Below are 25,510 nucleotides of genomic sequence, written 5' to 3' on the forward strand. Positions count from 1 at the left end.
CGGCTGTGTGGGCCGACCTTTTTCTGTGTCCTAATAAACATGTGTGGTATCCATGTGATTCATATTTTACAAATTTCTATCAAAATACTCAAGATTTTCAATCATTATTCAAACACTATTCACATTTTTTACTGTTCAGCCGGAAGAGAAGCCTTTAAATCATCAGAAGAATTCGCCCACATATCTGCATTGTGAGAACGTAAAAAGTCTCCTAGGAGCTGCTTTGATGGATCATCCATGTTCTCTACGACCAATTTACCTTTTAGCGATTTATCCATATTGTTAACGTGCTCCGGAAGCGACTTATAGCCGCGGCGTGTCTCATGATCAATGACCATTTCACAGCCGGTTACACCCGCATAATAAGGGCCATTCTCGTTATGAGCAACGGTTACCCAAACAATCCAGAACGTCTTCCCGTTAGGAGCGATTTCACGGTCTGGCTTAAACTTGATTCTTCTCTCAAGCTTACTACGTGCGTGCATAGCACCCATATCAATGTAGGCTTCTCCCTCATTTGGATCGATCATAACAGGCGACATGTTCTCTAAACTTACCGAACCTACACCGTAACCACCATGACCATCCGTTGAGTCATCCTTTAAAATTGTAAACTGATTCTTCTTCTTGTTATTAGACTGATCATTTGAACTCATCGCGTGATCCTCCTTCTTCTTACCCGAAAATATTTATTCCCTTATTCTAACACAACCACCCACTCCCCATCACCTCCCACAACCACAGCAACACACTAAAGCAACAACGCGTGCCAGACACCCTGCACCACTTTAGTGTGTTGCAGGGTGTCTGGCACCCTTTAGTGCTCTAGTGCATAAAAAAAGACCCTTGCGGTGGCAAGGGTTTGGTTAGTTGAGAAGTCGGTCAATAAAGCTCCAGGCTTGTTGAAGTTCTTCTTCTGTATAATTCATCTTTTTCTTTACGGCTCTGACTTTCTCCTCGCATTCATCGCGCGAGAGTTGATCAAAGTAAAGCATCGTTGAAACCAGCTCCAAGAAACGGGAGCTTTCTTCGTTCATATTGTGAATATGCTCAGTCATATCCTCAAATGGCATGTTCTCATAGTGAGTTAAAAATTCTTCTCCGCCCTCTGTTAAGCTATAGCGATACTGGTGGTAGTTGCTCTTCTTCTCATGGGTCTCATTAAGAAAGCCAAGGTTACACAACTCCTCCACGCGTAGCGTAAGTTCCTCGGAATACGGTCCGTAAAAATGGAACTCATAACGCTCTTCAAAGGGATACCCTGCCTTCTTTAAAATATAAATCATTTTCTGTAGTCGCTTACGGCCGACAACTTCTTCACATTGTGAAAAAAACCGAACCAGCTTGGCGTGATTATTTAACACAACGGCTCATCTCCTATCCGTACAAGATTTCCAAAATACGTTTCTTCGTTTTACTCCGATTGGATAACCCTTCAATAAGATCTTTAGGGAAATATAGCTTGTGATCTGTACGTTTCTTTCCTGAAATGGATTCTACGATGTCTGACTGTCTTGACAACTCTTTTAATTCTCCGTTTGGTCGCAATAAGTGAATCGGTAAACGTTCCCCTTCTTCCCCAGGACGATAAAAGTCATAAGGAAGGTCCGACGAGGAGTCTACTACGAGATAGTAGTCAGGATCAATGCCTGCTTTTTGGAAAAGCTTATGCAATTCCATCCATTCACTCATTTGCTGGTTTGGATTGAATTCAACGTATTTGAATAAATGACGATCCACAAAGCGTTTACACAGATCGCTTAAAACCGGGTCTATCTCATCTTTCCAAATTTGGAAGTAATACATGACAACATTTTCATCTAACTTCAAATAATCCTGAAGGTCCACATCACCTGCAAAAAAGGACGTGAAGTGATAAGGCTCCAGGTAGAACGAGTACTCGTTTTCATACAATTCTTTCGCTCTATGTAAAATCTTCGTGAGGATGACTTCCGCACTTCTTGTTACTGGGTGGAAGTATACTTGCCAATACATCTGATAGCGGCTCATTATATAATCTTCGACAGCGTGCATACCACTTTCCTTCACAACGACCTGATCTTCCATCGGTCGCATGACTCGAAGTATGCGCTCCATATCAAAGTGACCATAGCTGACACCAGTAAAATAGGCATCTCGCTGCAAGTAGTCCATACGATCCGCGTCAATTTGGCTCGAAATTAAACTCACAACAAGTTTGTTTTCGTACGTTTTGTTAATCACTTCTGCCACTTTGTGGGGAAATTTGGAATCCACTCTTCTTAATATGGCGTTTACCCCAGTGTCCCCAAGAATAATCTTTCTTGTAAAATCTTCATGATCAAGCTTAAAAACTTTCTCAAAGCTATGGGAAAATGGGCCATGTCCCAAATCATGGAGGAGCGCTGCGGCCAGACATAATAAGCGTTCATCTTCATTCCAATTTGGTCGGTTTTCAAAATTATTAATGATACGGCGAACGATTTCATAAACCCCTAGTGAATGATTAAAGCGACTATGTTCGGCCCCGTGGAAGGTTGTATAGGACGTCCCGAGTTGCTTTACTCGTCGAAGGCGCTGGAATTCAGGAGTCCCGATCAGGTCCCAAATGACGCGATCTCGAACGTGTACATACCGATGAACAGGGTCTTTAAATACTTTTTCTTCGTGTAATTTTTCGTCTTTATACGCCATAACATTCTGCCCTTCCTATTCCCGACAATATTTGTTCTATTATATACGATAATTTCCAATTCATAAAGCATTCTGGCGATCTTTTGTCCTCTACCCATTCTAGATGCTACCTCCACCATGAACAACCCCGTAATATGTCGAATCGATATATTTATGAGGAGAGGCCGTTACGTTTGTTGAGTGATTGGGGTGTCTGGGGAACGACTCGCTTTCCGCGGGCGAGCTGTCGAGCCTCCTCGGGAAGACCACCCTGCGGGGTCTCGTCGACCTCTTTCTCCCGCAGGAGTCTCCCCGTTCCCCAGTCACCCCTGGCTATAGTTATACGAACGGCCCCGCATCTTCAGGGTGGTAAGAGTTGCGGGATTTCCAAATATGGTATGTTTCCGTTATCCCCATATATGGCAAGGTGGTTCGGGAAATTGCGAGACTCCTGCGGCAGTAGGAGCCTAGGGGAGACCCCGCAGAGAGCGCTAGCGAACGAGGAGGCTTCCCAGCTCGCCGCGGAAAGCGAGTGATTTCCCGAACCACCTACGCTCAGATGAAAGTAAACGGAAACATTCTCTCAGCTTCGAGTCTTGATGATGCATGTGGGTGGATTTTTGGTATAATAGGTCTGTTAGTTTAGCACGTAAAGGAGACCGATCATGCAAGAGATTCATGAACTATTACAAACCAACTCCTATCGATTTATAGATCAAAGTGAGCTTGGGCCTACTTTCTCTGCGCTTCAGTCGTTTGCAACGGATGATGCGTTAGCGATGAGTGTTGGTCAGGGGCGCTCTCCGGTGACGGCTCGTTTGTGGGTGCATCACCAAACGGTTGTGTTGGGGATTCCTGATGCTCGCCTTCCTTCCATTGATGAAGGTTTGAGTTTCTTGAGTGAAAAAGGATATCAAGCGATTGTCAGAAATTCGGGCGGTTTAGCTGTGGCACTTGATGCAGGGGTTCTCAACCTATCCTTTATTTTCCCCGATGCGAAGCAGGTTGATATTCACGACGGTTATGAAGCCATGGTTTCGTTTATTCAGAAACTGTTTGAAGAAGAAGGATTTCCGATTGAAGCTTTTGAAATTAAAGGCTCTTATTGCCCTGGTACGTATGATTTAAGTATTAATGGGAAGAAATTTGCCGGCATCTCTCAGAGACGTGTCAAAAACGGTAGCGCTGTCCAGATCTATTTATGTGTAGAAGGAAGCGGCTCTGATCGGGCAGAACTTATCCGCCAGTTTTATGAAATTGGCATAAACGATCAAGAGACCACATTCGATTATCCTACTATTGAACCTGAGACGATGGCTTCCCTATCTGAATTATTCGGGAAAGAGCTTACTGTTCAAGATGTACGAAATCGAATTCTGTACCTTCTCTATAACCTAAGCGGACATGTTGATACAAGTCCCTTGGATGATACAGAAATGGGCTGGTTTGATAAACGGTTTGATCAAATGGTTGCCCGCAACGAGAAAGCACTGCGCTCCCTTAAATAAGGGCTCGCAGTGCTTTTCTGTTTCAAATTTGGGGAATTGGTGCGTTTCCGTTCCAAGGTAGAGTGAAAGGTGGTCCTGGAAAACACTCGCTTTCCTGTGGCCCCACACGATGTGGGGTCGTTCGACGTTGTCACAGGACGTGACGGTCTTAGTCGAACTTCTTCTTTTATATCCCGAGCTTCCTCGTTCGCTACGCTCTCTGCGGGATCTCGGAAGCCCGTTTTTCCACGGGAGTCTCGCATTTTCCACGACCACCTTTGCCAAATGAGAAAAACGGAAACAACCTATATGAAGCGAGAGCGCTCTATTATTCTGGGTTGAAGATCGTTCATATATTTATGAGGTGGGCTGGCTGGAGTACTTTTACCGTAACGAACCTTCCTAAACAAATAAAAAAAGGAAGCCAATTTGACTTCCTTCTTTAGTAATGAATATTAAATTATAGAGACTGTGCTGCTGTGATTAGAGATAGCTTGTACACATCGTCTGCGCTACAGCCGCGGGATAGGTCGTTTACGGGTTGGTTTAGTCCTTGAAGAACTGGGCCAACTGCGTCGAATCCGCCCATGCGTTGTGCGATCTTGTAACCGATGTTTCCTGCTTCTAAGCTTGGGAATACGAATACGTTCGCGTCTCCATTAAGCTCAGAGCCTGGTGCTTTCTTCTCTGCAACAGATGGAACGAATGCAGCGTCGAATTGGAATTCTCCATCAAGTGCAAGCTCAGGGTTTTGTTCTTTCGCGATTTTAACAGCTTCTGTCACTTTCTCTGTTTCTGGAGATTGTGCAGAACCTTTTGTTGAGAAGCTAAGCATTGCAACACGTGGGTCGATATCGAACAGTTTCGCTGTGTCCGCACTTGCTAGAGCGATCTCTGCTAGATCCTGGCTGTCAGGAGAGATATTGATTGCACAATCTGCAAAAGCGTACTTCTCTTCGTCTTTTACCATGATGAAGATACCAGATGTTTTCTTGATGCCTGGTTTTGTTTTAATAATTTGAAGAGCTGGGCGTACTGTGTCTGCAGTAGAGTGAGCCGCGCCACTTACTAGGCCGTCTGCTTCTCCCATGTAAACAAGCATTGTACCGAAGTAATTTTCATCTTTAAGAATTTCGCGTGCTTTCTCTTCTGTCGCTTTTCCTTTACGACGTTCAACGAAGCTCGCTACCATTGCGTCAAATTGGCTATAATTATTTGGATCTAAAATGTCAGCATTTCCAAGATCCAAGTTTAAATCTGATGCCTTCTGTTTCAATTCATCAGGGTTACCTACTAGTACAGGTGTAACAGCACCTTCTTGAGCGAGCTTAGATGCCGCTTCTAAAATACGCTCATCAGAACCCTCTGGAAGCACGATACGCTTCGTTGTATTTGATAATTTATCTCGTAAAGAGTCGAACAAGTTACTCATAATGTTATCCCTCCAAGTTCATATCTGTACTATATGATAAATCTTTTTGTGTGCAATTGAAAGGAAAGAGGAAACCATATTAAAATTTCTTTATTTTCAGACGAATCCTCCTCTATTCCCACCCCACACACCTGCTATCTTCAGCGTTTCCATATTGTAAAGAAGTTATGTTATAGTAAAAAACGGAAGAAAAAAAATCATGAACTCATTTATATAAAGGAGAGAGTGTCCATGCCAGAAGCAGTTGAAACCTTAGACGGTTGGTATTGTTTACATGACCTTCGTTCTATTGATTGGACGTCTTGGAAGCACGCATCAAGCGACGAGCGAGAGTCTGCTATCCATGAATTCCACCAACTTTTAGAGAAGTGGAACCAAACGGAACAGAATAAAGAAGGAAGCCACGCTCTTTACACCGTTGTGGGCCAAAAAGCTGATTTCATCTTAATGATCTTACGCCCAACAATGGAAGAATTAAATGCGATTGAAACGGAATTTAATAAAACAAAACTAGCTGAATACACAGTTCCTTCTTATTCTTACGTATCCGTAGTGGAACTATCCACTTATATGGCACGAGGAAAAGACCCTGAAACCGACCCTGAAATCCAAGCTCGCTTGAAGCCAATCCTTCCTAAGTGGGAGTATATTTGCTTCTATCCAATGGACAAACGTCGTGAAGGGGATGACAACTGGTACATGCTTCCGATGGAAGACCGCGGGAAACTTATGTATTCTCACGGTATGATCGGCAGAAAGTATGCCGGCAAAGTCCGCCAGATCATAACCGGTTCAGTTGGTTTCGACGATTGGGAATGGGGCGTAACCTTATTCGCTCACGATGTTCTTCAATTTAAAAAACTTGTATATGAAATGCGCTTTGACGAAGTGAGCGCTCGTTACGGAGAATTCGGCTCCTTCTATGTAGGGAACCTTCTGAAACAAGACGAGATCAATTCGTTCTTAGCCATTTAACGACCTTCTCATTAAACGATCCTGAAAGTGTTAACTAACAACTTTCGGGATCGTTTTTTATTTCTTCAAAAACCGTATAGCGCATAAGGGCGACCAGCTCAAGATACTCGTCACCCTCATCCAACTCCGCCTAAACATCCCCTATTCTTTTGTTCATATCTATCTTCATCATTACATAAACATGTTTCTAAGAGGATTGTGAGATTTTCAGATCACAAGAAACAAATCCTCACGTCTGGTCGTACGCTTACTTCATATGCTTTTGAAATACGTAAGTATATGGCCGTCGTTCCTAACAGGCGATCCAACCGGAACGACAGAATGGTGTGTAAAAGTCAGGGGGATTTGAAGCAATTCATAAAATCTTTTTTATCAACGGGTTTGTGAGAATGATACTTATTACCGAAAGGAGTGCAGGCTTACATGGCTAATCAAAAGCAAGGCGGTTCTTATGGTTCAGGTCAAGGTGGTCAAGGCTCATATGGAGGCTACCCTATGCAAGGCATGCAAGGAATGCAAGGGGGGCAGCCGATGATGTACCCCTATTACCAAAATCAAATGGGAATGGGAATGGGGCAAATGCCTCAACAGCCAGGCGCGCAAAGTGGTCAACAGCTCCCTCCTTCACAAAATGGTGGGAACTTACCACTCGAGGAAGAATCCTATATTGAAAACATTCTACGATTAAATAAGGGCAAGCAAGCGACCGTGTATATGACTTTTGAGAACAACGACAACTGGAACGCCAAAATCTTCAAAGGAATCATAGAAGCCGCTGGCCGTGATCATATTATTCTGAGCGATCCAGAAACCGGCATACGATACTTACTGCTAATGGTCTACCTCGACTACATCACATTCCCTGAAGAAATCAACTACGCCTATCCATTTGGAGGGAATTCAAATAATAGACCAAGGTAACAAGCGAAGGGGATAACGAAAAACATTCTGTCATAACCCTCACCCGCATTTGCAAGTGTTATACGAGTCTGTCTAGTCCAGGAGCTTTCACACAAAAAACGGCTGACCCTGCATAGGGTCAGCCGCATTTTCTACTAAACGAAAAGGAGCGTTTGCTATGAAACATCCGTCTCAAAAGTTCGCCCAGCTTCAATATTTGATGCTTGCCTTGGCAATCTTTATAGGCATTATTTCTCTCATGAAAGATGGATGGTCCATTTTAACGTTATTGATGTTTTACACGCTTGCCTTTAGTTTTGTATTTGAAGGAATGGCCCATTTCGCTCAAAGAAATACAGCTGTATTCATCGAGCAAGCTTTACGAGCAGCCATCATTTTACTATTCTCTACGATCCTCTACTTTTAAATGTAGCGGATTACAGCGTAACCAAGAATGACCCACCCGACTAAGAAGGCAACGCCTCCGAATGGTGTAATCATAGCGAATAACTTAATGGAGGATACACTATAAATGTACAAACTACCGGAAAACAACAGAATCCCTATAAAGAAAGCCCATCCAGCAGACGCAATATTTCCGGTGACTTTGGTAAATAAGAGGCCAACAACTAATAATGCCATCGTATGGAACATTTGATAGTTAACTGCCTTCTCCCATGTCTTAATCATTTTCTCCGATATACGACCCTCAAGGCCATGAGCTCCAAAGGCCCCTAGCGCTACTGCAAGAAATCCGTTAATGACACCTAAAAGTAAAAAAACTTTCATGTTCCTCTCCCCCTATTTCCTATTAAAAATCAAATAACGAGTTCCCGTTCGCCTCTTCGTGATCTATTTCTGGTTCTGGTTTAGGTGCAGCCTTCGGTGACTCCACCGTCCTTTGTGGTTGGACATATGGTTGCGGGGTTGCTTGAGTATAGGAAGCAGACCCTTGTTCATCTAATATTAAATCACTTAGCAGTTTAACCGCTCGAACATGTTCTTTCACTTTCTCTGGATTTCGTTGTCCAAGGCTTGCTTCTTGAACCTCTTTCATCATTTTCTGCAAAATTTGATCATATGAAACGGACATACCGTTGCCTCCTTGCACGTTCTATTTCTAGTTATTGTGTGCTTGTTTCTCTCAAAAAAGTATAACACGGATTCCTTTTATTCTCTCTACCTGTCACAAAATCTCCAACGTCCCTCTAATAAAATCTAGACTCGATACTGAGGGAATGTTTCCGTTAATGATAGTGTGTTGTAAGGTGGGCCTGGAAACCACTCGCTTTCCTGTGGGGAGCTGGTGTGCCTCCTCACCCGGCAAGCCGGGCTCCGGGGGTCTCACCTAGGCTCTTCTGCCCACGGGAGTCTCGCAGTTTCCAGGCCCACCTTTGCCATATTAGGATGAACGGAAACACGTCATATAAGGAAAAACAAGATTACTTGATGTGATCTCAGTGTCGTTAACCCATTTAACGGCAGGGCTTGCTCGGGGACTCATAAACGCAGGCAGCTCTTTATTCGGAAAAGATACACATGAAACGCCAGCAGAGCTAAAGTCTAAGCATCGATCTCTATGATGAGATATTTTGTCATATTTCCGGGGAAATACGGGAGTATGATCATCAAAGGTCGATTTTAGTTTTAACTCACTAGCTTTTCTATGAGCAAGTGTTTCATCTGTCTAAGGGGCAACTTCTCCTCATAAAAAAGAAACCGCTCGGGCTTCGAACGGTTCCTCTTTATCTTACGCTTTCACTAACCTTACTAATTCGATGCCTTCTTCTGTCATGACAGAATCACCTTCATAGTGAAATCCATATTTCTCATATAATTCAATGGCGGGTGTGTTATTTCTCCCGGTCATGACTTCTAATGGTAATGGCACTTCTCCAAGTAAATGTTCAAGCAAACTAGAAGCGATTCCTTGTTGCAAATAATCAGGATGGACTGCTAGCCTGGCTAGGACATTCACTTCACGTAGTTCTTCACAACCGATGACTCCTAAAAGTCTGTCCCCTTCTCGAAAACCGAAAAACATCTCATTCGTATTTTCAATTTGCTCGGCTGTGTCTGCCATCGGAGGTAGCTCTTTAACACCAAGAAGTCTAGCCTCAATGGGATAACTCCTTTTCTGTAGCTCAATAATCTCCTTAGCTACATCAGGGACGGTGTTTTGTAAACGTTCGATCACTTCATCACCTCATTACAGGATCCCGACAGACGATAAGAAGATAATCGCAATACAAACGGGCGCTACAAATTTTACTAGAAAACGCCAGATGTGTCGAATAGGTCCTGCAGAAGCCATATCTGTTGCTTGGAAAGCCTCTGTCTTTGACCAGTGCCAACCCACGAATAACGCGATAATTAAACCACCAAGCGGCAGGAAGACATCCGAGGCAACAAACTCCATTGAGCCCATAATATCTCGATCACCGATAAGTGTAACGTCGGACCATCTTCCCATACCAAGAGACGCTGCAACTCCGAGAAGATACATGATCGCACCAAGAACGGCACTTGAAAACGTACGTCCCCAGCCAAACTTTCGCATAAAGTAAGCGACAGGCACTTCCAAGATTGAAATAGAAGATGATAAAGCCGCTAAACAAAGAAGGAAGAAGAAGACAAGTCCCACAACCCCTCCAAACGGCATCTGTTCAAATACACTCGGAAGCGTAATAAATACAAGGTTCGGCCCAGATTCAGGTGATATATTAAATGCAAACACGGCCGGGAAGATCACAACGCCCGCAATAATGGCAAAGAATGTATCCATTAAACCGATCCCTAAGGTTGCAGACGGCAGCGACTCATCTTTTGACAAATAGCTTCCGTACGTCAACATTCCTCCCATACCAAGACTTAATGAGAAGAACGCTTGACCTAACGCAGCTAAATAGACGGAAGGGTCTTCAAGAATTGACCAATTAGGCTGGAACAAGAATTTCAAACCCTCAACAGCCCCTTCTAGCGTAACGCTATAAGCAGCTAGCAAGACCAACAACACCGCTAGCGTCGGCATAAAGATTTTACTAGCGCGTTCGATTCCATCCTTCACTCCTGTTAAAACAACAAGAATCGTGATGGCCATAAACATACCATGCCAAAACAATGGGGATATAGGGTTCGTTATAAAGGTACCAAAGGCTGCCTCATACCCGCCACTAGGCGCTGTAAAGAACGAAGTATTTAGATAATTCCAAAAATAATACAGAGACCAGCCCGCTACCACGCTATAAAAGCCTAGTATGAGAAACGAACAAATTAAACCCATATAACCTTGAATAAACCAGGGCTTTTTTGGTGCTAATTTTTGATAGGAGCCTACCACATCACTTTGGGCCTCTCTTCCGATACTAAATTCAGACAATAGAACCGGAATTCCAATCAGCAGAACAAATGCTAAATATAATAATAGAAAGGCTCCTCCTCCATTTTCTCCTGCTACATAAGAAAAGCGCCATATGTTACCCAGTCCTACCGCTGATCCCATGGCAGCTAACATAAAGCCTAGTTTCGACTGCCATTTCTCTCTTGCCATAAACACAGAACTCCCTTCACTCATTTTCTCTCTCTTTTTCTCTGAAATACGGAAAACTATATCACAAATCTCAAGGATTAGCGATATAATTTCAGACATTTCAAATCATTAACATTTTACAGACGAATATCAAATCTAGAGTTTGAAGACTGCTGTGACGAGGGTTGATTAGCTTTCTTTTGAAAAGCTCTACAAGAGGAGCCGGTCGTCTTCTCTACAAAAATAGACGGAATTTCTTTCGTCTTAAATCCATACGCTTTACATCCCCTAGGAAAAGCGGGATTCCACGTAGTATAAAAATGCTCACACTGAAAACAATTTGCTTTTTTCTTCACCTATTTTCCCCTTCCCTAGAATTGCTATACTGCCGCCAACCTGTCCTTGTGATAAAATGGTGAAAACCCGGCTTAGAGAGGAGTGACGCTATGGGACGTTGGTTTAGCAGTGAGGTTCATCAACCATTTGAGCCGCTGATGACGAGTCATATTATGATCCTTAGCCTTTTCTTCGCAGGGCTCTTAACACTTTTATTTAGTTACCGCCTATTCAAGCGCTCTAAGCGCTACACAGCGTTTATCAGATGGACGTTGTTTACCATTTTACTACTATCAGAACTTACTTATCAGCTATTCGCTATTTCAAACGATATCTGGAGTACGAAAGAATTCGTTCCTCTTCATTTATGTGGAGTTGCTTCCATATTAGCAATGGTTGCTCTTATAACAAGGAACAAGCCCCTTATCCAATTTAATTTCTTTATAGGCATTATACCAGCGTTTCTGGCTCTTCTCACCCCAGAATTGCCCAATGCTTTTCCTCATTATCGTTTTCTAAAGTTTTTCTTTCATCATATGGCAATTTCTTGGGCCAGCTTGTTCTTAATCCTAACATCAAATGTCACCATTACGTTCCGCTCCCTCCTAGGAACGTTCGGAGTGCTCAACATGTACGCTATTTTTATATTTTTTGTTAATAGAGAGATTGGATCAAATTATCTATTCCTTTCAAGTGCCCCGACAGCGGAGACACCATTGGACTTATTAGGTTCAGGGGTATGGTATTATATTAATTTAGAGCTACTCACTTTTTCCGTTTTCCTTCTATTATATTACGTTTATCGCGTGACCCAATCTAGAAAAAATCCTTTTAAAGAAGCACTCATGGAATGAGAGAATGTTTCCGTTAGCCTGATTGAGCGCAGGGTGGTCCGGGAAATCGCTCGCTTTCCGCGGCGAGCTGGGGAGCCTCCTCAATCGCTACGCGCTTTCCGGGGTCTCCCCTAGGCTCCTTCTGCCGCAGGAGTCTCGCAATTTCCCGAACCACCCTTGCCATATGTATAAGGAACGGAAACATGCCCCATAAAGAATCACGAGTGTTAAATCAGCTGGAACTGCGGAGATAGAATGAGGAAGCTCTATAAAGAAAGAGGAAGTTCGACTAAAACGTCAAGTCAATAACCAACGTCGTGCCAGACCGCCTACGGAAAGCATGTCGTACTCAGACCCCAAAAACACAACGGCCCCTGCCACACTTAGAGCCGCAACCTTCAACATTGCTATCCAATTCGTTCTTTTACCCAATTAAAACCGCCTAGGAGGAGGATCCCAGGCGGTTTTTTGATTTGTATCTATTAACTTGTTTGCTGTTGTTTTTGTGGTGTTCTAGAGAATACTTCTGGATATCCGTAGCTTCCGTGCTCACTCATATCAAGACCAAGAAGTTCTTCTTCTTTGGATACACGTATACCGCCCATTGCCTTTTGAATAATCTTAAGGAAGACAAAAGAGACAACGAAGGCATATAGTCCACTAGCTCCTACACCTAGAGCCTGAACACCTAATTGTTCAAAACCTCCACCGTATAAGAGTCCTGCACGACCACCATTAGCCGCTGCAAGTTCAGGAGTAGCGAAGAAACCAGTTGAAAGAGTTCCCCAAACACCTGCTACACCGTGTACAGATAGAGCGAAGATTGGATCGTCGATCTGCTTCTTCTCAAAGAAGGACATGCTATAGTGTACAATTACACCTGCAATAAGACCAATGACTACGGCTGCCCAAGGAGCTACAAAGGCACAAGATGCGGTAATAGCAACAAGACCAGCCAGGGCTCCGTTTAGCATCGTTGTGATTTGCGCTTTCTTCGTAACGATCATTGTAATAAACATAGCAGCAACCGCCCCTGCCGCTGCAGCTAGCTGAGTATTTAATGCAACATATCCAAAGAACGCCCCATCAACTGATACCGTACTACCTGCATTGAAACCGAACCAACCGACCCATAGTAGGAGTACAGCGAGTGAAGTGTAGACCTGGTTATGACCTTCGATTTCATTCACGCTTCCGTCTTTATTGTACTTTCCGCTCCGAGGCTTTAAGATCATCGTAGCTGCAAGAGCTGCCATGGCACCCGTTAAGTGAACAACAGTAGATCCTGCGAAATCCTGCTTACCGTGTTCAGATAACCAGCCTCCTCCCCAGATCCAATGCGCCACAACTGGATAAATGAAAACAGAGAATAATACAGCAAACCAAATATAAGATGATAGCTTTGCTCGTTCTGCAAATCCTCCGAATGCGATCGTTAAAGCAATTCCCGCAAATGCTAGCTGGAATACGAAGAAGACTGTTTCAGCTAAATCTCCCCCGGCATCAATCGTACCACCATAGAAGAAATTAGATAGCCCCACAAATGCGTTGCCTTCTCCAAAGATCATTCCATACCCCACGGCCCAAAAGACCAAAGACGAAATCCCAAATGTAAAAATCGTCTTTCCGGCAATGTGGCCAGCGTTTTTCATACGGGTTGAACCTGCTTCTAAAAGAATAAATCCACCAATCATTAAAATAACCAAAACGGCAGATACCATCGTCCACAAACTGTTCATCATGCCTAATTCACTCACTGTAACTCCTCCTTAACGTTTTATGTTAGGTTTTCTAACATGTTCATGTATATAATATTACAAGTTTTCAGATAATTGTCAACAATTTAAACAAAAAAATAAGAAACGCTTGATTTATCAGCAATAAATTAAGCGTTTCCATTGTTGATTTTATTGGATTTATTAGGTACACGAAAATTTGAAAAAATAGGCGCGTCGGGATGCTCCCCTTTTACAATGAAGTCCCTAATCAATTCCGCTGCGATGGTACAATACATCGTTCCATTGCCTCCGTAGTTTAAAGCAAAGAAGCTACGAGGAAATTCAGGTTGAGGTCCAATAATCGGAAAGCCGTCATGTGTACTGCCAAATACCGCTCCCCAGTAATAGTCAACGTTAATCCCCTCTAAATCTGGGAAAAGGGAAAGTAATGATTGAAGAAGGTGATCCCGTTTCGATTGCAGGTGCCGTTCTCTTTGATCTTTCTTTATATATGGCTCATCTAATCCGCCTATAATAATACGATTATCTGCAGTTGTCCTTGCATATAAATACGGTCGAACAGTTTCCCAAATTAAACAACGATCCTTCCAGCCCGGGAAGTGTGATACTGGTTCTGTCGCAATGGCGAAAGAAGTTCCCAAGACAGCATTAGGATTTCTCTTCATTTGCTGCGCTTCGTAGCCCATCGCATACACGACAAATTTGCTACGGATCGTATAATCCCCTTTTACAAGAAGAGTCACCTCATCTTCTCCTTCACGGTGGTCTACCACTTCCGTGTTTTCAAATACTCGAAGGCCTTTTCCTGCATTCGCCTCAATTAGCCCCACCGTTAACTTAAATGGGTTTACCTCAGCATCCCCTTTCGCATATATGGCCCCAGGCTTAGAGAAAGAAAAAGACTGTTCCACATCACCTCTGTGCATGTAGTCTACATTAAAACCATATTTCTTTAACGTTTTATATTCTTTTTGAAGAAGGGGAAGGTCTTGTTCAGAACTAGCAAAGTATAAACTATCGCGCCTAACAAATTCAGGTTCTATTGAACATTCCCGAGCTAAAGCCTCTACTTTTTCTACCCCCTCTAAGCACAGGTGATAGTAACGAACACCGTGTTCTACTCCGTACGTTTCTATACAAGAGGTTAGGGTTTTATCATTTGAGAATTGTAGTAACCCCGTATTAGCTGAGGAAGAACCATGTCCGATTTTTCGTTTATCCACTAAAATCGTGTCTAGCCCTGCTTTTATAAGTTCATGCGATATAAGGGCACCGGACTCCCCACCCCCTACTACCACTACATCGCAACTTAGGTTCTGAGCTACACGTGGATATGATTTTAAATGGTCTACGCTATCTAGCCACAATAACGATCCGGATTTCAAATCCATAGTTATACCTCCGCTTCTTTTTTATGGCTTTATTAAAAGTGAAATGTTGTTATTTCTTATAATAGGTTCTTCTAAAAAAGTGTAGGGTTGTTGAAGACTCGAAGCTTACACATGATAGTGTGGATGGGGCCTAATTAAATCTACATGTCCTTATTTCCGTTTCAAATAAACATTAACAGAGCCTTTTATAAGAAAAATGGTAGGGCTAAATAGAGGACTGCTGCTACTCCGGCTGCCATTGCGGCTGGCTTAAACTTGAACTTCGCATAACGCACGGCGTTTAAGTTTAAAATGCCTGCTGTTGTATTGGTATTGTCACTAAGAGGAGATGAGAAAGCTCCAAATGTTCCACTCGCAAACACCGCTCCGATTACGATCGGCAATGAACTACCACTGACAGTAGCAATCGAAACTCCTACAGGCATTAAAATGCCCCATGTTCCCCATGAAGAACCAATGAAATATGACAGGGCGCATCCAATTAGGAAGACGAGCACTGCGACGAAAGAGGCCGGTATCCATTGAAGGGACTGAGATATAGTTTGAGCGAAATTAAGTGCTTCTGATCCTTTACTTAGACCCCAAACCATAGCTAGTAATAGGATGACACTCATCATTTCATTGCCACCTGTCACTAGTTCATTCATTTGTTTCCTTAGAGGGTAGGACCTTATTTTTAAATAAATGATAAACCAGGTAATGGAGATCACTACCGCTAATACCATTGCATCTAGAACACTGGCATTTATTAATGCTTCAAACCCTTCAGCGCCCTCCTTTTTCACACCGAGCATATACATAAAGAAAAATGTAAAGATGATAACACTAGCTAACGGAAGAATGAGGTGCCAATAGTTCGAAGGAAGGTCTTTCGATACAGATGGATGGCAATCTTCCCACTGATCATCATCCTCTTCCCCCTGCTGTTCAGAATCTTTATTTTCAGCATCAGTGGCTTGCTTTTTGCTCTTATGGAAGAAGCTCAAATAGAAGCCAATGAGAATCATTGAGATAGCAAAGAAATTAAAGGGGATACTCCGAAGGAAAAACATATAAGGGTCTCCCTCTATCCCGTTTTGATCCATTGACAAACCAATAACAGAAGACATGTAGCCGACAAAAGCTGTCGCTACTGGAACGAGAACGACAAAAGGAGAAGCCGTCGTTTCGATGACAAACCCGAGTTCCTGTTTCGTCATCGGTAATTTCTTCACCATCGCTTTCATCACAGGGGCAATCGTTACAATTCGAAAACTAGGAGCACTGAAGGTCCCTAAGGCGGATAACCAAGTAAGGGCAAAAGCCCCTTTACGCCCCGATATCTTCTCTGTTGCCGTTTGCACAAACCCCTTAATACCACCTGAGATTCGAACGAGCCCTATAAGTCCTGAAAAAGCATAAAGGAAGATAATAATCTTTAAGTTATTCGGATCAGATAATCCTTTAATTACAAATTCAAGCGCCTGTGTCATACCACCTAACCAATCCGGGGTAACGAGGTATCCGGCGACTACCACTCCAAAGAACAAACTAGGAATTACCTGTTTGGTAGCGATGGCTGTTATGACTACAACAATAAAAGGAATAATCGAGAACCAGTTCATACACTTCTCCTCATTTCTAGACATGCTGTTCATAGCATGTGAGAAAGACGTTATTTTATGCTTGAATTCATTAGTGATCGATAATTGGCGAAGGCCGTTACATTTAATGAGTGGTAGGGGGGTCCGGGGAACGACTCGCTTTCCGCGGCCCCACACGACGTGGGGTCGTTCGACGTTGTCACAGGATGTGACGGTCCTAGTCGAACTCCCTCTATCTTTTTAACAGCTTCCTCGGGGAAACCACCCTGCGGGATCTCGTCGACCTCTTTCTCCCGCAGGAGTCTCCCCGTTCCCCGGACACCCCTTATCATAAATTTCATGAACGTGCACACAATTCGAATATCACTAGGAATATTCAAATAAGGTGCTGCAATATGTTCTGGCTTGCTAGCATAATAAGGTATTTTTTACCAAGACTCAAACAAAACAAACGGATAGATTCCCACGTAGCTATAAGCTTGTTTAAAATATTTAGAGAGTAAAAGCTATTATGCACTGAACCATAAAAAAACCTTCAAAAACGTAATTACATACGTCCTTGAAGGTTTTATTTAAGGAATATAGTTAAAATTCTCACTATTGTTTCACGTGTAACTTTTCGACAGAATCCTTGATGTGTCGGCATTTATTGATGTTTTTTGCATATAAAAATAACCATTTATACCTTGTGTAACCATTCTTTCTAGAACAAATAGGGTCCATACACGAATGTAATAATGAACACCCATATGACATCAACGAAGTGCCAGTAGTAGCTGAATATCTTCTGCTTTTGTCCGTAACTTGTAGTAGGGATTCGTGGGTATTGGTAGCATAGTAATACCATCCATCCGATTCCGAATAAAACATGTGCTGCGTGGAGTCCTACTAGAATGTAGAAGGAAGATAAGAATAGGTTTTCTGTTAGCGTGTACCCTTCTGAGGCGTATTTATAGAATTCGTGTATTTCAAATCCCATAAAGGCTGTGGCTAAGATGAGGGTAGAAGTTAACCCAATCCAAACACCTTTTCCTTTCCCCTTTTCAAACGCCTTCTCCGCATAGTGGATCGTCGCACTACTACTAAGGAGACAAACCGATGTAATGATTACCGTCCTAAGCTCAAATGTCTCACTTGGGGTCGGATTTATAGCAGAGGGTGTAAATAAAAAGTACGTTGCAAACAACGTTGCAAACATGATGAGTTCACCGATTAAATAAAGCGCAAATCCTAGCTGCTTATCACCAAATTGGTCACTTTTATACGTTGTCATGATTTTCACCCTCTTTCGCCAGTCTCGTGTGTTCATCTGTTAACGTACGAAGGGCGAAAAACGCTAGCACCATAACCCCTGACACGATTTGTAGCCACGTCACGTGGTAAATGAAGGACAATGAAAATAGCATGATCACCCCATAGAAGCTTACAGGTTGCCAAGACGTAACATCAATCGGAGCTGACCTGGATGTGTTTGCAACCGGTAGCTTGCCACCCCGGTTTCGCTTTGCTTCCCATAATGGATCAACCGTGTTTACCTGTGGCATTGGATCAAATGGGTGCTCTGGAGCCGGAGATGGTACGCTCCATTCAAGCGTCCGTCCATCCCAAGGGTCATTTCCGCATTTGTCCGGGTCCTTGAAGCTTTTATAGATATTTAAGACGAAGAACAAGGTACCAATCCCCATCATGAAAGCTCCGATTGTACTAATGAAATTAAAGATAAAGATATTATCTTCTGCCGTATAAGTATATACTCTTCGAGGCATTCCATTAAGTCCGGCAAAATGTTGTGGAAAGAAGGTAATATGAAAGCCAATTAAGAATAACCAAAAATGAGCTTTTCCAAGCCCGTCTTTCAATTTAAAACCAAACATTTTAGGAAACCAATAATAGATGCCCGCGAAGGCTCCAAGTACCGTTCCACCCACCATGGTGTAGTGGAAGTGAGCTACAACAAAATACGTATCGTGAAACTGGAAGTCTGCCGCGGCCACAGCAAGCATGACCCCAGTGACACCCCCTATTACAAAAGTGGGGATAAAACCTGCAGCAAAAAGCATTGGTGTGCCTAAACGAATAACACCCTTTCGCATTGTAAAGAGCCAGTTAAAGATTTTGATACCTGTTGGCACAGCGATCAGCATTGTTGTAATCGCAAAAACGGTATTCACAACTGGACCAAGGCCCACCGTGAACATGTGGTGCACCCATACCATGAAACCGAGCAATCCGATAATGACGATCGCGACAACCATAGAGGTATAACCGAACACTCGCTTCTTGGAGAAGGTAGAGATAACATCCGAGAAAATTCCAAATGCCGGTATGATTATGATATAGACCTCGGGGTGGCCAAAAATCCAGAATAAGTGCTGCCAATATATTGGCGAACCTGACTCCCCTGAGAAAAATGAGGTCCCAAATAATCGGTCAAACATTAGAATATAAAGGGCTATTGTCAGGACTGGGAAAGCAATAAGAATTAGAAAAGCTGTTACAAGAGTCGACCATGCAAATAGGGGCATGCGGGTCATTTTCATGCCTGGCGCCCGGTGACGGACAATCGTTACTATCATATTAATAGCAGCTAAAATCGTTCCAACCCCTGACACCTGTAAACCGAATATGTAGTAATCATTCCCCGCTTCTGGTGTAAATTCAGCAGTAGATAAAGGGGCATAAGCTGTCCATCCAGCGTTTGGCGAAGCTGTCATGAAAAAGCTCATGTTCACAAGGATCGCCCCGGCCAGAAACAGCCAAAAGCTTATCGCATTCATATAAGGAAAGGCCATGTCTTGGGCTCCAATTTGGAGAGGAACCGCCACGTTCATGAGTCCAATTAAAAGAGGCATCGCTACAAAAAAGATCATGATCGTTCCATGTGTCGTAAATGCTTCATTGAATTTATCTCCTTGAAAGACCCAGAAGTCATTTTCCGGCACAGATAGTTGCATCCGGATAATTAACGCTTCTATTCCTGCTCTCAAGAAAAAAAGTGTCGCCGAAAGCAAATAAAGTACACCGATCTTCCGGTGGTGAGTAGTTGTCACATAATCTTTAATCACAGACCATTTATTCGCTCGATTTACTAGATACAACACCCCTAAACCGGTGCCTATAAGTACTATATATGCAAATAAAACGTCCGTAGCTATAAAGAACGTCCGATTAAAAAGCTCAAATGTCATCTAACCCATCCTTTACTCAATTTTCTCCTTCATATCCTCTAACCACTGCTCGTACTCTGATTCTTCCATAACGGTTGTAGTAAACCTCATCTTCGTATGTTCACGTCCACAAAACTCCGCACATTTCCCTTGATAGGTCCCGGTCTCTTCAGGGGTTACAATCATCCGCCTCGTCTCACCTGGTATGAGATCCTTCTTCCCGCCGAGCTTTGGGATCCAAAAGGAATGAATAATATCATCTGAACGTAAGGTGAACTCTACAGGTCGATCTACAGGCAAGCGTAGATCATTTACGGTTTCTACTCCGTTTTGATAGGAGAAGGTCCAACTAAACTGTTGACCCGTTACCTCAATTAGGACTGCATCAGTCGGCGTAGATTCTGTTTGAGCCGATTGTTCAAAGGTTATAGATACAGTCGGAACAGCCAGAATAGCTAACAAAATAAAAGGGATGACGGTCCAAGTAATTTCGAGCCATGGACTTCCTTTTTCATCAGCAGGTATGTAATCCTTGTTTTGATCATTTTCACGATATTTCGATAAAAACCAAACAAAAAGTATGATAACGATTGCAAATACGATCATCATTAGAGCAAAACTAAACTGAATAAGAAAAGACTGATCACGCGCTGTTTCACTCTTAGGATCCAACACTCTTAAATTGCACCCTGTTAAAAAGATGACTAACGAAGCCATTAGTAATTTACATTTATTCATAGATTCCCCTCACTTTTAGAACAGATGGCGATTTCTTACTCTATAACCCTCTCCCCACCGAATCAAACTGAAACTTACATAAATGTGTAAAACTTCCTGGAAGATAAAAGGCATCATAGATTTACTTCTTTTTTCAAAATGATTATAATGATTTTTAGAAAATTGAACTTAAATGGAGGATTGAAGTAGACTATGACACATCGACATCATTACTCTTTCTTTCAAGCACAATTGCAAGCTCATTCATCTTTGATCGCCTCTGATATTCTAGATTTACTAGAAAAGCATTATCCGAAAGAATATAGCGGATTGGAAGCCAAAGACCGTGAACAACTGATTTCGTTCTTAAACAAACTCGTAGGCATGATCGGAGAGAATGTCGTTGAGAAAGGGAATTCTATCCAACGTGCGACAGATCTTGGGGAGAGCATGGGGGAAGCTGTCAGCAAACGAGAAGGAGTCTTATCTGATTACATCGAGAAATTAAGTCTGTACAAAGAAGCCATATGGACCTTTGTCGAGAACCAAACGCGCGGGAGAAATGAATCTTTTAAACAGCTAATGGAAATTGTAAACCGCATTGATACGTTATTTAATTATATTGTGCATGGATTTACGATGGCCTTTTCTAAGGCCGACCAACGAAAAGTAAATGATTATGAAGAAAAATATTTGAAGTTATCGACCCCTATTGTGCCGATTATGGATCATGTGGCCATCTTACCTATTATCGGGGAAATTGATGAAAAACGCGCCAATGTGATCATTGAGGAAACATTAAGGGAAGCCAATGAGCTGGATATTGATTGGCTTGTTATTGACTTATCCGGGGTTTACCAGGTGGATGACCTTTTCATGAGCCACTTGGAGAAACTACTTACATCTCTTGAGATCCTCGGCCTTAAACCGATTTTAACTGGTATGCGTCCTGACTTAAGCATGCGGGCGGTTCAAATGGGTCTCGTTTCTAAAACAAAAGAGGATGTCATTACAAAAGCTACGTTAAAGCAAGCCGTGGCGATGCTTTACCATCAAACTTCAAAACCAAAACAAGCTTGAAACACAAACAACCATCCCTTTTGACTCCGATGTCTTAGGGATGGTTGTATTCATGTAAATAACCATTTAACTGAACCCTAGCTCTTTCATGATTCGGTATACTTTCTTATGATTGACAGTGTGGCCTCTATTTTCTAGTTCTTTTTGAACACGTCTATATCCATAACGTCCCTCATATTCAAAATAAATAGAAGAGACAAGCTCTTTTAACTCAAAGTCAGGATCAGGCTCATTCATCTTCGTCCTTGTATAATAGTACGTACTACGCGGCAATCCCGCTACCTTTATTAAGCGATTAATTGGCCACTGATATTCCTGACTTAGTTCATAAACAGCTTGTGCTTTTTCCCTCTTCGATAAGGTTAAATGATCTGAGCCCATACTATCGATTTTCTTTAAATATGCCTCCTTCATCTCCTTATCACCATCACCCGAAGATTTTATAGGTTGTCCTTCTTCTGTTTCCTTTCGCTTAGATACCAACACAATACCTTCCTTCGTATTTGCTTTTTACTATTCAATAGTTTATATAAAAACTGCCTTATCTATTTAAAGAGTATGTGACTAATAACCAAAAATAAAGCTCAAACCATGATTGGATGAGCTTTACTTTCTCCTATGACCATCACACGTAAGGGAGCAGATTCTTATTCCTCTCCTGCATCCGTTGAGGTCTCATGCAATTTCTCTAACTTTTGTACACGTTCCTCAAGTGCATGGTATTCTTCTTTCGTCACGAAGCCGAGATCACGGATTTGCTCGCGGAAATAAGCTTCTGTTTGAGCATTCCACTTTTCGTTTTGAGCTTCACCTTTTTCGCGAAATTCACGAATGGCTTCTTTAGCTTCTGTAGGACTCATCTGTCCTTTTTCCACCATTTCGTTATATACCTTCTCTACTTTCTCTTTACCATTTAACGCAGCACCAATCCCGATTAAAAACCCTTTACGTAGCAAATCACTCACCCTTATTCCTCCTATCTTTTGTCGTAATTTTAATGGTTCTGAAATGAACACTTGCCACTAGTATGAAGGCGGCAAGACCCGTAGCTCCTGTTATAAATCCAATATACATGTACAGTGATGCAAGATTTTCAAAGCTATATAAAGCAAACACACCTCCACCTATAAATAAGAAGAAGGATAGAAACGCATAAAAGAAGTAGTAATGGTGAAACATTTGCCTCTGTTGCTTTCTTTCCTCAAAAGCTCTTTGCCTAGGGGCATCTGTTAAGTATTCATTCAAGCTTTTCGGTAAGGAAAGGAGGGGTTTCGCTGTGTCTTTAATCACTTCTTTATAGAGGCTTGCATCTGATTCTCCACCAGATACCCACTGCTTAATAACAGGTTTTCCCCACTTCATTAAATCGATATCCGGATACACTGTCGTTAAAACTCCAATTACGATCGATGCGGCTCTACCAAGGAATGCATAGTCCGCTGGCATTTGAATAGGTTGTTCTTTCACAAACTCCTGGAGGTCTTTCATAATTTGATTCAGTGCTTCCTGGTCAAATTTCTCAAAGTCCCCCTGCAAGTACATATCAGCTGTTTCTTTTAATAGTCGTTTCACCTTCTGACGATTTGCGTAAGGAAGCAGGAAATCCATATCTTCTAAAGCGCCAATGACTTTATCGTAATCATCCATAATAAACCCTTGAATGATCATACGAATGTAACTGGCATCTTCTTTACTAATTTCACCAACCATACCGAAATCAATCATGACAATGGTGCCATCTGAACGGACCATTAAGTTCCCTGAGTGAGGATCCGCATGAAACATGCCATCAGAGACAAGTTGCTCGACAAATAGATCAAATACTCGCTTAGCCAAATCTTCGCGCTTCAAATTGTTTTCTTGTATGAATGATTCGTCTGTAATCTTTACTCCTTCAATCCATTCCATCACAAGCACTCGCCTTGTTGATAGATCTTCATGATAATCAGGGACATATACTCCCTTAAATCCAGAGAAACGCTTCTTAAAATAAAGGGAATGCTTTAATTCTTCAGTGAAATCTAGCTCTTTCCCCATAACGTAAACCAGTTCACGATATAATTCGCCAAGATCCGCTTTTTTTCCAATGGAAGTTAAGCGGGCTAGTAACCAGAATACGATTCGAAGTGCCTTAAAGTCGGTATGGAATATTTTTTCCACTCGGTAGCGCTGGATCTTCACAGCTACTTCCTGACCATTATGGAGTTTACCTTTATACACTTCACCGATCGAAGCGGAGGCTACAGGTTCATCTCCGATTTCCTGAAGATGCTTAGAAACATCTCCTCCCCATTCTCGCTCTAAAATTTCTTTTGATTTCTCAAACGGAACGGGCTCGACTCTGTCAACTAACCCTTCTAATTCCTTCAAAAACACAGGGGGGAGAAGATCGGCACGTGTACTTAAGAATTGCCCGAACTTAATAAGCAACCCCTCAAGCATTAGCGCCTTCTTCCTATATTCCTTTGCTTGTTTTACTAAGAGGTCTTGCCATTTATCTCTTGTGCGTTCATCCCAAATACGATGGAAACGTTGAAACCAAAAGATCTGCCAGAAAAATTTTAAAGCCATTGCTACGATAATAGTAATTCGATAAAGTGCATTATACCTCAACTGCTTCCCTTCCCCCTCTCTCATCTCTCTATAGTATTTGTACCCTTTTTCAGCACTCACAACCCTCTCGTTTGGGGTAATGTATGTATTTTGGTATGGTGAATAGAGACCATGGGAAAGATGTTCCCTATATGAATAGGATCCAAAACCTAAATAAATGTTAGGAGGACTCAGGTGGAAATTCAGACTCTACAAAATGACCAAATTACCCCCCTAAGCGAGTGGCTAGCCCAATTAAACGAACAAGACGTTCACTATATTGCTTGGTTGGAATCAGAAACGAGTGCAATTGAAGCACAACTTGGAACGTTACTCCAATTCCAAGAACCCCATGCTTTTGTCGCTTTGGAGGAAGGAAGAATAAAAGGGTTTATAGGGCTTGAGCCGTTTGAAGGTGAACAGGTTGGAAGGTTGCTTGGCCCATTTGGCTACGGAGAGGATGCCTTAAGCGTGATGGAAACGCTATGGGAAAAGGCGATCTCTAAATGGAAGGGCACATATACGGAGCTGAAAGTTGCTTTCTTTGAGCAAAACCAAAATGTTCTTCACTTTTGTGAATCACAAGGCTTTAATCTTTATAACCGGGAGAAGAACTTGATTCTCCCTAAACAAACTCACCTCCACACTCCTCTTAGTAAACATATAGTCCCTTACGAGGGGTCCTTTGACAAGTTGCAGAAGTTGCACCCAGATGCGGCCTATTTTAACGCAGCAGAGATGACTCACTTAATCCAAGATCCGCATTTTTCATTATGGTGCTATAAAGAAGAGGACACTATAAAAGGGTATATCTTCTTCGAACAGATTGAAGGGATGGACGAAGGTGAAATATGCTTTCTGCAGGTGGAAGATAGCGAACAAGGTCAAGGCATTGGTTCAGCATTAATCCAGTACGCTTGCCACCAGGCTTTCCTAGAGCAAGGTCTATCCGTTGTCACAGTACCGGTAAGGTCTACGAACCCTCAAGCTGAGAGGTTATACAAAGAACTTGGGTTTCAGGAACACACGACTATTGTCGCTTACACAAAAACAATTCGATAAACAAGTGATGTAGAAGCCGCTCGTGATCTGTGAAA

24 protein-coding genes are annotated in these 25,510 nt (G+C 42.4%); 7 read left to right on the forward strand and 17 right to left on the reverse strand.

Going from position 1 to position 25,510, the window contains the following annotated elements; genetic code table 11:
• Positions 1-128: 128 nt before the first annotated feature.
• The 3 genes from IEW76_RS02575 to IEW76_RS02585 form a co-directional block, all read right to left on the reverse strand.
• The gene (locus IEW76_RS02575; protein ID WP_188650640.1) at positions 129-656 is read right to left on the reverse strand and encodes a YwhD family protein; all 528 of its coding nucleotides are present in this window, start codon (positions 654-656) and stop codon (positions 129-131) included.
• 210 nt (positions 657-866) lie between these two features.
• Positions 867-1,364 carry a YwgA family protein gene (locus IEW76_RS02580; protein WP_188650642.1) on the reverse strand — a complete coding sequence of 166 codons (498 nt, stop codon included), beginning with the start codon at positions 1,362-1,364 and terminating at the stop codon, positions 867-869.
• A 13-nt stretch (positions 1,365-1,377) separates the two neighbouring features.
• Positions 1,378-2,673 (reverse strand): HD domain-containing protein, encoded by a 1,296-nt coding sequence (locus IEW76_RS02585; protein WP_188650644.1) that lies wholly within the window; start codon positions 2,671-2,673, stop codon positions 1,378-1,380.
• A 644-nt stretch (positions 2,674-3,317) separates the two neighbouring features.
• Here IEW76_RS02585 and lipL point away from each other — a divergent pair.
• On the forward strand, positions 3,318-4,160 hold the full coding sequence (gene lipL / locus IEW76_RS02590) for an octanoyl-[GcvH]:protein N-octanoyltransferase (RefSeq protein WP_188650646.1): 843 nt from the start codon (positions 3,318-3,320) through the stop codon (positions 4,158-4,160).
• 439 nt (positions 4,161-4,599) lie between these two features.
• Here the strand turns inward: lipL and pta are convergent, their stop codons facing one another.
• Positions 4,600-5,571 carry a phosphate acetyltransferase gene (pta, locus tag IEW76_RS02595; protein ID WP_188650648.1) on the reverse strand — a complete coding sequence of 324 codons (972 nt, stop codon included), beginning with the start codon at positions 5,569-5,571 and terminating at the stop codon, positions 4,600-4,602.
• Positions 5,572-5,802: 231 nt separating this feature from the next.
• Between pta and hemQ the strand changes: the two genes are divergently transcribed.
• The 3 genes from hemQ to IEW76_RS02610 all read left to right on the forward strand — a co-directional run bounded on the left by hemQ (position 5,803) and on the right by IEW76_RS02610 (position 7,873).
• Positions 5,803-6,546: a hydrogen peroxide-dependent heme synthase gene (gene hemQ / locus IEW76_RS02600; protein WP_188650651.1), complete on the forward strand. Its 744-nt coding sequence runs from the start codon at positions 5,803-5,805 to the stop codon at positions 6,544-6,546.
• A gap of 423 nt (positions 6,547-6,969) precedes the next feature.
• On the forward strand, positions 6,970-7,467 hold the full coding sequence (gene gerQ, locus IEW76_RS02605; protein WP_229721099.1) for a spore coat protein GerQ: 498 nt from the start codon (positions 6,970-6,972) through the stop codon (positions 7,465-7,467).
• Between the two features lie 157 nt (positions 7,468-7,624).
• Positions 7,625-7,873, forward strand: a complete 249-nt coding sequence (locus IEW76_RS02610) for a hypothetical protein (protein ID WP_036780115.1) — start codon at positions 7,625-7,627, stop codon at positions 7,871-7,873.
• Here the strand turns inward: IEW76_RS02610 and IEW76_RS02615 are convergent.
• From IEW76_RS02615 to IEW76_RS02630, 4 genes are all read right to left on the reverse strand, one after another.
• Entirely contained in the window at positions 7,870-8,235 is a 366-nt protein-coding gene (locus tag IEW76_RS02615) for a DUF423 domain-containing protein (protein WP_036780117.1), read from the reverse strand. The genes IEW76_RS02610 and IEW76_RS02615 overlap by 4 nt on opposite strands.
• 22 nt (positions 8,236-8,257) lie before the next feature.
• On the reverse strand, positions 8,258-8,539 hold the full coding sequence (locus IEW76_RS02620) for a YwdI family protein (protein WP_188650653.1): 282 nt from the start codon (positions 8,537-8,539) through the stop codon (positions 8,258-8,260).
• A 657-nt stretch (positions 8,540-9,196) separates the two neighbouring features.
• Entirely contained in the window at positions 9,197-9,643 is a 447-nt protein-coding gene (locus IEW76_RS02625) for a GNAT family N-acetyltransferase (protein ID WP_188650655.1), read from the reverse strand.
• 12 nt (positions 9,644-9,655) lie between these two features.
• Positions 9,656-10,996 carry a sodium-dependent transporter gene (locus IEW76_RS02630; protein WP_188651104.1) on the reverse strand — a complete coding sequence of 447 codons (1,341 nt, stop codon included), beginning with the start codon at positions 10,994-10,996 and terminating at the stop codon, positions 9,656-9,658.
• A 425-nt stretch (positions 10,997-11,421) separates the two neighbouring features.
• On the opposite strand from IEW76_RS02630, the gene IEW76_RS02635 reads away from it, so the two are divergent.
• Positions 11,422-12,165: a YwaF family protein gene (locus IEW76_RS02635; protein ID WP_188650657.1), complete on the forward strand. Its 744-nt coding sequence runs from the start codon at positions 11,422-11,424 to the stop codon at positions 12,163-12,165.
• Positions 12,166-12,626: 461 nt separating this feature from the next.
• Here IEW76_RS02635 and IEW76_RS02640 read toward each other — a convergent pair whose 3' ends face one another.
• From IEW76_RS02640 to coxB, 6 genes are all read right to left on the reverse strand, one after another.
• Positions 12,627-13,901: an ammonium transporter gene (locus IEW76_RS02640; protein WP_229721100.1), complete on the reverse strand. Its 1,275-nt coding sequence runs from the start codon at positions 13,899-13,901 to the stop codon at positions 12,627-12,629.
• A 128-nt stretch (positions 13,902-14,029) separates the two neighbouring features.
• On the reverse strand, positions 14,030-15,274 hold the full coding sequence (locus tag IEW76_RS02645) for an NAD(P)/FAD-dependent oxidoreductase (protein WP_188650658.1): 1,245 nt from the start codon (positions 15,272-15,274) through the stop codon (positions 14,030-14,032).
• A gap of 185 nt (positions 15,275-15,459) precedes the next feature.
• On the reverse strand, positions 15,460-16,878 hold the full coding sequence (locus IEW76_RS02650; protein WP_188650660.1) for a Na+/H+ antiporter NhaC family protein: 1,419 nt from the start codon (positions 16,876-16,878) through the stop codon (positions 15,460-15,462).
• 682 nt (positions 16,879-17,560) lie between these two features.
• Positions 17,561-18,130: a cytochrome c oxidase subunit 3 gene (locus IEW76_RS02655; protein ID WP_188650662.1), complete on the reverse strand. Its 570-nt coding sequence runs from the start codon at positions 18,128-18,130 to the stop codon at positions 17,561-17,563.
• Positions 18,117-20,045 carry a cytochrome c oxidase subunit I gene (ctaD, locus tag IEW76_RS02660; protein WP_188650664.1) on the reverse strand — a complete coding sequence of 643 codons (1,929 nt, stop codon included), beginning with the start codon at positions 20,043-20,045 and terminating at the stop codon, positions 18,117-18,119. The genes IEW76_RS02655 and ctaD overlap by 14 nt, the downstream gene beginning before the upstream one ends.
• 12 nt (positions 20,046-20,057) lie before the next feature.
• Positions 20,058-20,762: a cytochrome c oxidase subunit II gene (gene coxB, locus IEW76_RS02665; RefSeq protein ID WP_188650666.1), complete on the reverse strand. Its 705-nt coding sequence runs from the start codon at positions 20,760-20,762 to the stop codon at positions 20,058-20,060.
• Between the two features lie 192 nt (positions 20,763-20,954).
• Here coxB and IEW76_RS02670 point away from each other — a divergent pair, with 192 nt between their 5' ends.
• The gene (locus IEW76_RS02670) at positions 20,955-21,821 is read left to right on the forward strand and encodes an STAS domain-containing protein (RefSeq protein WP_188650668.1); all 867 of its coding nucleotides are present in this window, start codon (positions 20,955-20,957) and stop codon (positions 21,819-21,821) included.
• Between the two features lie 66 nt (positions 21,822-21,887).
• Here IEW76_RS02670 and IEW76_RS02675 read toward each other — a convergent pair whose 3' ends face one another.
• The 3 genes from IEW76_RS02675 to IEW76_RS02685 form a co-directional block, all read right to left on the reverse strand.
• Positions 21,888-22,304, reverse strand: a complete 417-nt coding sequence (locus IEW76_RS02675) for an IS3 family transposase (RefSeq protein WP_188650670.1) — start codon at positions 22,302-22,304, stop codon at positions 21,888-21,890.
• Positions 22,305-22,468: 164 nt separating this feature from the next.
• Positions 22,469-22,786, reverse strand: a complete 318-nt coding sequence (locus IEW76_RS02680) for a phasin family protein (protein ID WP_188650672.1) — start codon at positions 22,784-22,786, stop codon at positions 22,469-22,471.
• On the reverse strand, positions 22,779-24,494 hold the full coding sequence (locus IEW76_RS02685; RefSeq protein ID WP_229721101.1) for an ABC1 kinase family protein: 1,716 nt from the start codon (positions 24,492-24,494) through the stop codon (positions 22,779-22,781). Before IEW76_RS02685 ends, IEW76_RS02680 begins: the two co-directional genes overlap by 8 nt.
• Before the next feature lie 114 nt (positions 24,495-24,608).
• On the opposite strand from IEW76_RS02685, the gene IEW76_RS02690 reads away from it, so the two are divergent.
• Complete coding sequence (locus IEW76_RS02690; protein WP_188650673.1) at positions 24,609-25,475, forward strand: GNAT family N-acetyltransferase; 867 nt, start codon at positions 24,609-24,611, stop codon at positions 25,473-25,475.
• The last annotated feature ends 35 nt before the right edge of the window (positions 25,476-25,510 follow it).

The organism is Pontibacillus salipaludis, from assembly GCF_014642405.1.
Taxonomy (GTDB): Bacteria; Bacillota; Bacilli; order Bacillales; family BH030062; genus Pontibacillus; species Pontibacillus salipaludis.

Excerpts from the sequence above, each read along its gene's own strand:
- pta (WP_188650648.1), bottom strand. The coding sequence starts at position 5,571 with ATGAGTAACTTGTTCGACTCTTTACGAGATAAATTATCAAATACAACG.
- IEW76_RS02615 (WP_036780117.1), bottom strand. The coding sequence starts at position 8,235 with ATGAAAGTTTTTTTACTTTTAGGTGTCATTAACGGATTTCTTGCAGTA.
- gerQ (WP_229721099.1), top strand. The coding sequence starts at position 6,970 with ATGGCTAATCAAAAGCAAGGCGGTTCTTATGGTTCAGGTCAAGGTGGT.
- IEW76_RS02585 (WP_188650644.1), bottom strand. The coding sequence starts at position 2,673 with ATGGCGTATAAAGACGAAAAATTACACGAAGAAAAAGTATTTAAAGAC.
- IEW76_RS02645 (WP_188650658.1), bottom strand. The coding sequence starts at position 15,274 with ATGGATTTGAAATCCGGATCGTTATTGTGGCTAGATAGCGTAGACCAT.
- IEW76_RS02620 (WP_188650653.1), bottom strand. The coding sequence starts at position 8,539 with ATGTCCGTTTCATATGATCAAATTTTGCAGAAAATGATGAAAGAGGTT.
- IEW76_RS02670 (WP_188650668.1), top strand. The coding sequence starts at position 20,955 with ATGACACATCGACATCATTACTCTTTCTTTCAAGCACAATTGCAAGCT.
- coxB (WP_188650666.1), bottom strand. The coding sequence starts at position 20,762 with ATGAATAAATGTAAATTACTAATGGCTTCGTTAGTCATCTTTTTAACA.
- IEW76_RS02635 (WP_188650657.1), top strand. The coding sequence starts at position 11,422 with ATGGGACGTTGGTTTAGCAGTGAGGTTCATCAACCATTTGAGCCGCTG.
- IEW76_RS02610 (WP_036780115.1), top strand. The coding sequence starts at position 7,625 with ATGAAACATCCGTCTCAAAAGTTCGCCCAGCTTCAATATTTGATGCTT.
- IEW76_RS02575 (WP_188650640.1), bottom strand. The coding sequence starts at position 656 with ATGAGTTCAAATGATCAGTCTAATAACAAGAAGAAGAATCAGTTTACA.
- lipL (WP_188650646.1), top strand. The coding sequence starts at position 3,318 with ATGCAAGAGATTCATGAACTATTACAAACCAACTCCTATCGATTTATA.
- ctaD (WP_188650664.1), bottom strand. The coding sequence starts at position 20,045 with ATGACATTTGAGCTTTTTAATCGGACGTTCTTTATAGCTACGGACGTT.
- hemQ (WP_188650651.1), top strand. The coding sequence starts at position 5,803 with ATGCCAGAAGCAGTTGAAACCTTAGACGGTTGGTATTGTTTACATGAC.
- IEW76_RS02655 (WP_188650662.1), bottom strand. The coding sequence starts at position 18,130 with ATGACAACGTATAAAAGTGACCAATTTGGTGATAAGCAGCTAGGATTT.
- IEW76_RS02630 (WP_188651104.1), bottom strand. The coding sequence starts at position 10,996 with ATGGCAAGAGAGAAATGGCAGTCGAAACTAGGCTTTATGTTAGCTGCC.
- IEW76_RS02650 (WP_188650660.1), bottom strand. The coding sequence starts at position 16,878 with ATGAACTGGTTCTCGATTATTCCTTTTATTGTTGTAGTCATAACAGCC.